Source organism: Pseudolysinimonas sp. (genome assembly GCF_057350545.1).
Genome location: NZ_JBMRCP010000083.1, coordinates 1 through 6815, shown reverse-complemented (window position 1 = coordinate 6815; position 6815 = coordinate 1). Strand labels below are relative to the sequence as shown.

General features: G+C 71.9%; 7 protein-coding genes. 2 read left to right on the top strand and 5 right to left on the bottom strand.

The features are described from left to right. The 3 genes from ACO1X9_RS12055 to ACO1X9_RS12045 form a co-directional block, all read right to left on the bottom strand. Positions 1–1465 (bottom strand): sensor histidine kinase (locus ACO1X9_RS12055; protein ID WP_486351085.1); only part of this gene is annotated, 1465 nt, incomplete at its 3' end. A 10-nt stretch (positions 1466–1475) separates the two neighbouring features. Further along, the gene (locus ACO1X9_RS12050) at positions 1476–2753 is read right to left on the bottom strand and encodes a CpaE/TadZ family protein (protein ID WP_486351084.1); all 1278 of its coding nucleotides are present in this window, start codon (positions 2751–2753) and stop codon (positions 1476–1478) included. Next, positions 2750–3388, bottom strand: coding sequence for a hypothetical protein (locus tag ACO1X9_RS12045; protein ID WP_486351083.1), 639 nt, complete (start codon positions 3386–3388; stop codon positions 2750–2752). Before ACO1X9_RS12045 ends, ACO1X9_RS12050 begins: the two co-directional genes overlap by 4 nt. A gap of 116 nt (positions 3389–3504) precedes the next feature. Between ACO1X9_RS12045 and ACO1X9_RS12040 the strand changes: the two genes are divergently transcribed. After that, entirely contained in the window at positions 3505–3759 is a 255-nt protein-coding gene (locus ACO1X9_RS12040) for a helix-turn-helix domain-containing protein (RefSeq protein WP_486351082.1), read from the top strand. A gap of 4 nt (positions 3760–3763) precedes the next feature. Here ACO1X9_RS12040 and ACO1X9_RS12035 read toward each other — a convergent pair whose 3' ends face one another. Then, positions 3764–4351, bottom strand: a complete 588-nt coding sequence (locus tag ACO1X9_RS12035) for a hypothetical protein (RefSeq protein WP_486351081.1) — start codon at positions 4349–4351, stop codon at positions 3764–3766. A gap of 147 nt (positions 4352–4498) precedes the next feature. Between ACO1X9_RS12035 and ACO1X9_RS12030 the strand changes: the two genes are divergently transcribed. Then, positions 4499–4951 carry an Rv3235 family protein gene (locus ACO1X9_RS12030; protein ID WP_486351080.1) on the top strand — a complete coding sequence of 151 codons (453 nt, stop codon included), beginning with the start codon at positions 4499–4501 and terminating at the stop codon, positions 4949–4951. Between the two features lie 9 nt (positions 4952–4960). Here ACO1X9_RS12030 and ACO1X9_RS12025 read toward each other — a convergent pair. After that, the coding region (locus ACO1X9_RS12025; RefSeq protein ID WP_486351079.1) for a preprotein translocase subunit SecA at positions 4961–6815 on the bottom strand (1855 nt) is incomplete at its 5' end.

Genomic DNA, 6815 nt, shown 5'->3' with positions numbered 1-6815 from the left:
CGATCGTGACCTCGGTGCCCTCACCCTCGAGGGTGTGCCAGTCGATCGTGCCGCTGAGCTCTCCCTGGATGAGGGTGCGCACGATCTGCGTGCCGAGGCCCGAGCCGACCTTGCCCTCGGGCAGGCCGACGCCGTTGTCACGCACCCGGATGGTGATGGCCTCCTCGGTGCGCTTCACCGCGATGTCGACTTTGCCGTCCGCGCGGCCCGCGAGGCCGTGCTCGACCGCGTTCGTGACGAGTTCGGTGAGGGCGAGCGCCAGCGGGGTGGCGTAGGCGCTCGGCAGCATCCCGAACGTGCCGTGCTTCGCCGGGCGCACCGTGGTGTTGTGACTCGAGGCCGCCTCGACGACGAGCAGCAGCACGCGGTCGAAGACGTCGTCGAAGTCGACGACCTGGTCGAGCCCCTCGCTGAGGGTGTCGTGCACCACCGCGATCGCCGCGACGCGCCGCATGGCCTGGTTGAGGGCATCCCGCGAATCGTCGGAATGCGCGCGCCTGGCCTGGATGCGCAGCAGCGATGCGACCGTCTGCAGGTTGTTCTTCACCCGGTGATGGATTTCGCGGATGGTCGCATCCTTGGTGATGAGCTCCTGCTCCTGGTGGCGCACCTCGGTGACGTCGCGCACGAAGATCGCGGCGCCGACGCGCTCGCCGCGGAAGCGGATCGGGATGGTGCGGAGGGTCACGGTGACTCCGCGCGCCTCGATGTCGGTGCGCCACGGCGCGCGCCCGGTGACGACGAGCGGGAGCGACTCGTCGACGTGCAGCTTGTTGCCGAGCAGGTTCGTCGTGACCTCGGCGAGCGACTCGCCTTCGAGCTCGTGCGGGAAGCCGAGACGGTTGAACGCCGAGAGCGCGTTGGGGCTCGCGAAGCTCACGACACCGTCGACGTCGAGGCGGATGAGGCCGTCGGAGGCGCGCGGAGCCCCGCGGCGCGGCATCGACGGCGCCGACAGGTCGGGGAAATCCCCGGATGCGATCATCGCGAAGATGTCGTTGGCGCACTGGTTGAAGGTGAGCTCCTGGCGGCTGGGGGTGCGTGCCTCGCTCAGGTTGCTGTGCCGCGTGAGGACCGCGATCGCGTGCTCGGTCACGGTCGACTGACTGCTCGGGCTCGTGCGACGCACGACCGGGATCGCGCGCACGCGCGTCGGCGTCTCCTCGTACCAGTCGGGCGCGGCCGTGTCGACGATCTGCACCGACTCGAACGCCTCGTTCACCTGCTGGCGCCACTCCGGTTTGATCGGCTGGCCGACGAAGTCGCGGTAGAACAGCGTCGCCGCCGACGAGGGCCGCGAGTGCGAGACCGCGACGAAGCCGCCCTCGGCGGTCGGCACCCACAGCACGATGTCGGCGAAGGCGAGGTCGGCCAGCAGCTGCCCGTCGGCGACGAGGAGGTGCAGCCACTCGACGTCGGCCGGCGAGCGGTCCTGCGAGAGCATGAGCTCCGAGAGGGTCGACACGCGTTCCAGGCTACCCGCGCGCGGCCACCCCGATCTCCCGAGCGAGCTCGGTCGCGAGCTTCCGGACGGCGGTACGCGCGGGCGAACGAGGTGCCGCCGCCGGGAGCGGCCGGCCACTCAGGAGCGCGGCGTCGAAGGCCGCCGGATCCCACGGGACGAGGTGCCGCGGGGTGACCCCGCCGAAGCGCTCGAGCGTCGACCGCACCTGCCCCGCCGGATCGAGACCGATCACCGCGGCCCGCACCTTGTTGACGACGACGGTGACGGCGTCCGGCGCGACGTGGTCGAGCAGCTCGGCGTGACCACGGAGGAAGCGGGCCAGCCCGACCGGATCGGCAGCACCCACGGCGATGACACGGTCGGCGCGACGCAGTGTCTCGACGGTGGCGGCGTTGCGGCGCGGCGCGGCCACGTCGCTCTGCAGCTCCTCGTCCTGCTCGAGACTCGCGGCCACGTCGACGACCGTGATCCCCGCCCAGGTGCGCACGGCATCCAGCACCCCGGCCACGCGCTCGCCGGTGAGCTCGGGCCACCGTGCCGGACGGCCGATGCCGGTGAGCACGCGGAACCCGTCGCGGTGCACGGCGGCGACGCGGTCGAGCTCGGCGACGTCGAGCGACCCCGTGCCGGCGAGCCGGCAGGCGGCGGCGAAGCCGGGGGCCTCGTCGAGCAGTGCGAGCGCCGGGGCGACGGCGGCCGCGTGGGTGTCGGCGTCGGCGAGCGCGACCGAGTTGCCGGCGGCGGCCCACTCGGCGGCGAGCGCGAGCGCGAGGCTCGTGCGGCCCGGTGCGCCGTGAGGACCCCACACGGCGACGACCGAGCCGCGAGTGGGCGGCGGGATGCTGCGCGAGGGCCGGAACGTCGTCTCCTCGAGGGCGGGATCGAGGAGGGGGGATGCCGCGGGCCTGGCGGGCGGCGGCATCCCGATCATCCCAGCCTCGGCGGGCGGCGTCGTGCCCGGCGCATAGCCGGGGGCGAGCAGCGTCCACGCCGCCGGACCCGCCACCGGATCGACGACGCCGAGCCCGGCGGCGAACCGCCGCTCGCGCGCCGAGTCGCCCACGACGACGAGCCGCACGCCGTGCGCGTCGCACGCCGCGACGAGTCGCGCGCTGAGGTGCGGGGCGGAGGCCGCCGCGATGACGACCTCCGGCTTCGTCGCGACGATGCGCGGTGCCAGGGCGTCGGCATCCGCGACCTCCGCGACGACCTCATGCCCGTACCGCGCGGCCTCGGCACCGAGGCGGTCGACGTCGGCGACCGGCAGTGCGAGCGCGACGAGGGTCATCGGGATGCCAGCGGAAGTCCGGCGGGAACCACGGCGAGTGCATCGCCGCTCGCGATCGCCCGCAGCAGCCGCGCCACGCGCGTGCGCGGCACGAGCACCTCGACGGTCGAGGCGGCACCGCTCGCGCCGACGAGCGACTCGTCCTCGATCACCCGCACGACGGTGGCGCCCGACGCGAGCACGACGGGCGTTCCCGTCTCGCCCTGGCCGAGCACCTCGACGCCCCACACGTCGACGAGCGAGCCGGGCTCGACGACGCTGCTCACCGGACCGCCGAGCTGCAGCACGAGCGACGTCGCCCGCTCTCCGTCGGTCGAGCCGGCCGCGGAGAGGGGCACGAGGTGCCCGGCCGCGACGGACTGCGCCACGACGAACCCGCCGTCCGGCACGTCGCCGACCCGCAGGTAGAGGTCGTCCGCGCCATCGAGGGCCACGCTCCGTTCGACGAGATCGTCGGCATCCACGCGGTCTCCCGGGGCGAGTGCGTGGGGCGCCGCGTAGACCTGCACGCGGGCGTCGGCCGCGCTGACGAGGAGGGTCGTGCCCACGACCGACGCCGCCACGAGCAGCAACCCGAGCACGAGTCGCACGTCGAGCGCGATGCGGCGGCGGGGCCTGGGAACGGGGGTCGACATCGTCTTCTCCTGATCGTCGGGGCGGAACGCGCACCATGCTCACCCCGCCCTCGGTCACGCGTGGGAAGTTGTCCACAGTCCGGTGGGCGGCGGGGAGCCGGTGGGAAGATCTCCTTATGACGGCCGACGACGCACGGGAGCTCGGGCGCTTCCTGACGCTCGCCGACACCGCCGACATGCTCGCGATCTCGGTCAACCAGGCGTACGCCCTCGTCCGCTCGGGCGAGCTCCCGGCGATCAAGATCGGCGGCGCCGGCCTGTGGCGGGTCGAGGTGGCCGTGCTGCAGGCCTACATCGACGGAAAATACGAAGAGACCCGCCGCCGCGGCCTCTGGCGCCAGGCGGCGTACGCCGACATCCCCGAGCTCTGAGACCCTAGAAGCGCACGAGGTCGATCGCCGCGAATGCGACGATCCGGATGCGCGCCACCGCCGCACTCCGGCGCGGCTCCCCCGGTGCATGCTCGGCGAAGTCGAGATGGTCGCGCCCGACGCGGTCGATCGTGCCGTGCCAGCGGTCGGCTCCGACGTGGAGCTCGACGGGCGCGCGGCGGCGACAGAGGTCGCGGAGCACGAACGCGAGCCCGAGGCGCGCGGAGAGCGCGGTCAGCGGCTCGGGGGCCGGCTCGACACGCAGGCTGGCGGCGAGCTGGGCACCGACGGGATCGAGCACCGCGATCGCCCCAAGCGGCACGATCGCCGACCGGAGCGTACCGGCATCCACCTCTCCCGCGACCCAATCGCGCCCGATCGCCGCGATCGTGAGGGCAATGCGTCCCCTGCCGCGGAGCCCGATCCCGAGCGGCTCACCCGGTGCCCCGTCGTGCAACGCCCGGAGTCGGTCGCGCAGGGCGAGTCGGCCCAGCCGCAGACGCTCCTCCTCCGCGAGCAGGTCGATCTCCTCCGCCCCGAGCTCGCTCTCGAGCTGGCTCTCGAGGTCGTCGAACAGGTTCTGCCAGCGCACGGCGCGACGCTATCCCTCGACCACTCCGACGCTTCGGCGTTGTCCACAAGGGAAGTAGTTCCCATTTACGCGTGCTCCGTGACGTGTTCGGATGGGCCCACTCCTCGCTGGGAGGGGACGCACCGGACCTATTCAGGGAGGCGACGGATGACGAGAATTCCAGCGGTCGAGGCGGCTTTCGACGGAACGGCGGCACGCGCACTCGTGCCCCGCTTCTCACCCGACGACTACTTCGACCATCAGCCCACGCCCACGTCGGCGCTGCCCGACCCGCAGCCGCTCATCGAGAACCTGACGCGCTGCGTGATCGAGATCCTCGCCGGAGCGCGAGAACTCGACCAGATCGCGCGGTGGCTGAGCGACGACGTCTACCGGCACCTGCTCAAGCGGGTCGTGCTCTCGTCGAGGGCGCGGCAGGCCAAAGGCTCGGCGGCACTGCGGCCTACCTTCACGATCGGCTCGATCATGCTGTGCGAGCCGCGCGACGGTGTCGTCGAGGCCAGCGTCGTCGTCCGCGGGCGCGCGCGCGTCCGCGCCGTGGCGTTGCGGCTCGAAGGCCTCGACAGCCGTTGGCGGGCGACCGCCGTGCACGTCCTGTAGACGGGGCGACTAGCGCTTCTTCTTCTCCTGCGCCCGGCGCTGCGCACGGTTGGCGGGCACCTGCTGCGGCGCCCCACCCTCGCGCTGGCCGAAGGCTCCCCGCTGGCCGCCGGCGGCACCCCCCGGAGCGGGCTGCGGCTGCTGCGGCGGGGCCTGGCGGGCGAACGCCGCGTTCTGCTGCGCCGCCTGCTGCTGCGCGAGGGCTGTCGCCCGCTGCTGCACCTGACCGCGCTCGTTGCGCACCTCGACCTCGCCCTGCGCGTCGGCGCTCGGAGCGGAGTACGACAGGTTCTGCTGCGGCGGCTGATCGGTGGCGAGGCCGCGCGCGGCGATCCGCGCCTGCCCGCCCTGCTCGTTCGTGACCTGCAGTTCGAGGTTGAACAGGAAGCCGACCGACTCCTCGCGGATCGCGCCCATCATGCTCTGGAAGAGCGTGTAGCCCTCGCGCTGGTATTCGACGAGGGGGTCGCGCTGCGCCATCGCGCGCAGCCCGATGCCGTCCTTGAGGTAGTCCATCTCGTAGAGGTGGTCGCGCCACTTGCGGTCGATCACCGAGAGCACGACGTGACGCTCCAGTTCGCGGATGGCGGCCTCGCCCAGCTGCTCCTCGCGGCGCCGGTAGGCGAGCTTGGCATCCGAGACGATCTCCTCGGTGAGCCGCTTCGCCGACAGCCGTCCCCGGTTGCCGACCTCGGTGACGACCTCGTCGATCGTGATGCCGATCGGGTAGATCGTCTTGAGCTCGGCCCACAGGGCCTCGAGGTCCCAGTCGTCGCTCGAACCGCCGGCGGTGTGCTCGCCGATGACCTCGGTGAGCACGCGCTCGAGGAACTGCTGCACGCGCTCCTGCAGGTTGTCGCCCTCGAGGATGCGGCGGCGGTCGGTGTAGATCGCGTCGCGCTGGCGGTTGAGCACGTCGTCGTACTTGAGCACGTTCTTGCGGATCTCCGCGTTGCGGCCCTCGACCTGCGACTGGGCGGAGCGGATCGCGCGCGAGACGAACTTGTGCTCGATCGCGACGTCGTCGGGCACGCCCGAGCGACCCATCAGGTTCTCGACGGCGCCCGCGTTGAAGAGCCGCATGAGGTCGTCCTGGAGCGACAGATAGAAGCGGCTCTCACCCGGGTCGCCCTGACGGCCCGAGCGTCCGCGCAGCTGGTTGTCGATGCGCCGCGACTCGTGGCGCTCCGTGCCGAGCACGTAGAGCCCGCCGGCCTCGACGACCTTCGACGCCTCGGCCTCGACCTCGGCCTTCACCGCGGCGAAGACGTCATCCCACGCGGCTTCGTACTCGTCGGGGGTGTCGACGGGTGACAGACCCCGCTCGTGCATGCGAGACGTGGCGATGAACTCGGCGTTGCCACCGAGCATCACGTCGGTACCGCGGCCGGCCATGTTGGTGGCGACGGTGACGGCGCCGACGCGACCCGCCTGCGCGATGATCGTGGCCTCACGCGCGTGGTTCTTCGCGTTGAGCACCTCGTGCTTGATACCGCGCTTGGCGAGCAGCCGCGAGAGCTCGTCGCTCTTCTCGACGCTCGTCGTGCCCACGAGGATGGGCTGGCCCGTGCGGTGGCGCTCGACGATGTCTTCGACGACCTGTTGGAACTTGACCGCCTCGTTCTTGTAGATGAGGTCGGACTGATCCTGACGCACCATCGGCTTGTTGGTGGGGATCGGGATGACGCCGAGCTTGTAGGTCGACATGAACTCGGCCGCCTCGGTCTCGGCGGTACCGGTCATGCCGGAGAGCTTCGTGTAGAGACGGAAGTAGTTCTGGAGCGTGACGGTGGCGAGGGTCTGGTTCTCGGCCTTGACCTGCACGCCTTCCTTCGCCTCGATCGCCTGGTGGATGCCTTCGCTG

Bases quoted from the DNA above. Each gene is read 5' to 3' on its own strand.
- ACO1X9_RS12040 (WP_486351082.1), top strand. From the start codon at position 3,505: ATGACGGCCGACGACGCACGGGAGCTCGGGCGCTTCCTGACGCTCGCC.
- ACO1X9_RS12045 (WP_486351083.1), bottom strand. From the start codon at position 3,388: ATGTCGACCCCCGTTCCCAGGCCCCGCCGCCGCATCGCGCTCGACGTG.
- ACO1X9_RS12050 (WP_486351084.1), bottom strand. From the start codon at position 2,753: ATGACCCTCGTCGCGCTCGCACTGCCGGTCGCCGACGTCGACCGCCTC.
- ACO1X9_RS12030 (WP_486351080.1), top strand. From the start codon at position 4,499: ATGACGAGAATTCCAGCGGTCGAGGCGGCTTTCGACGGAACGGCGGCA.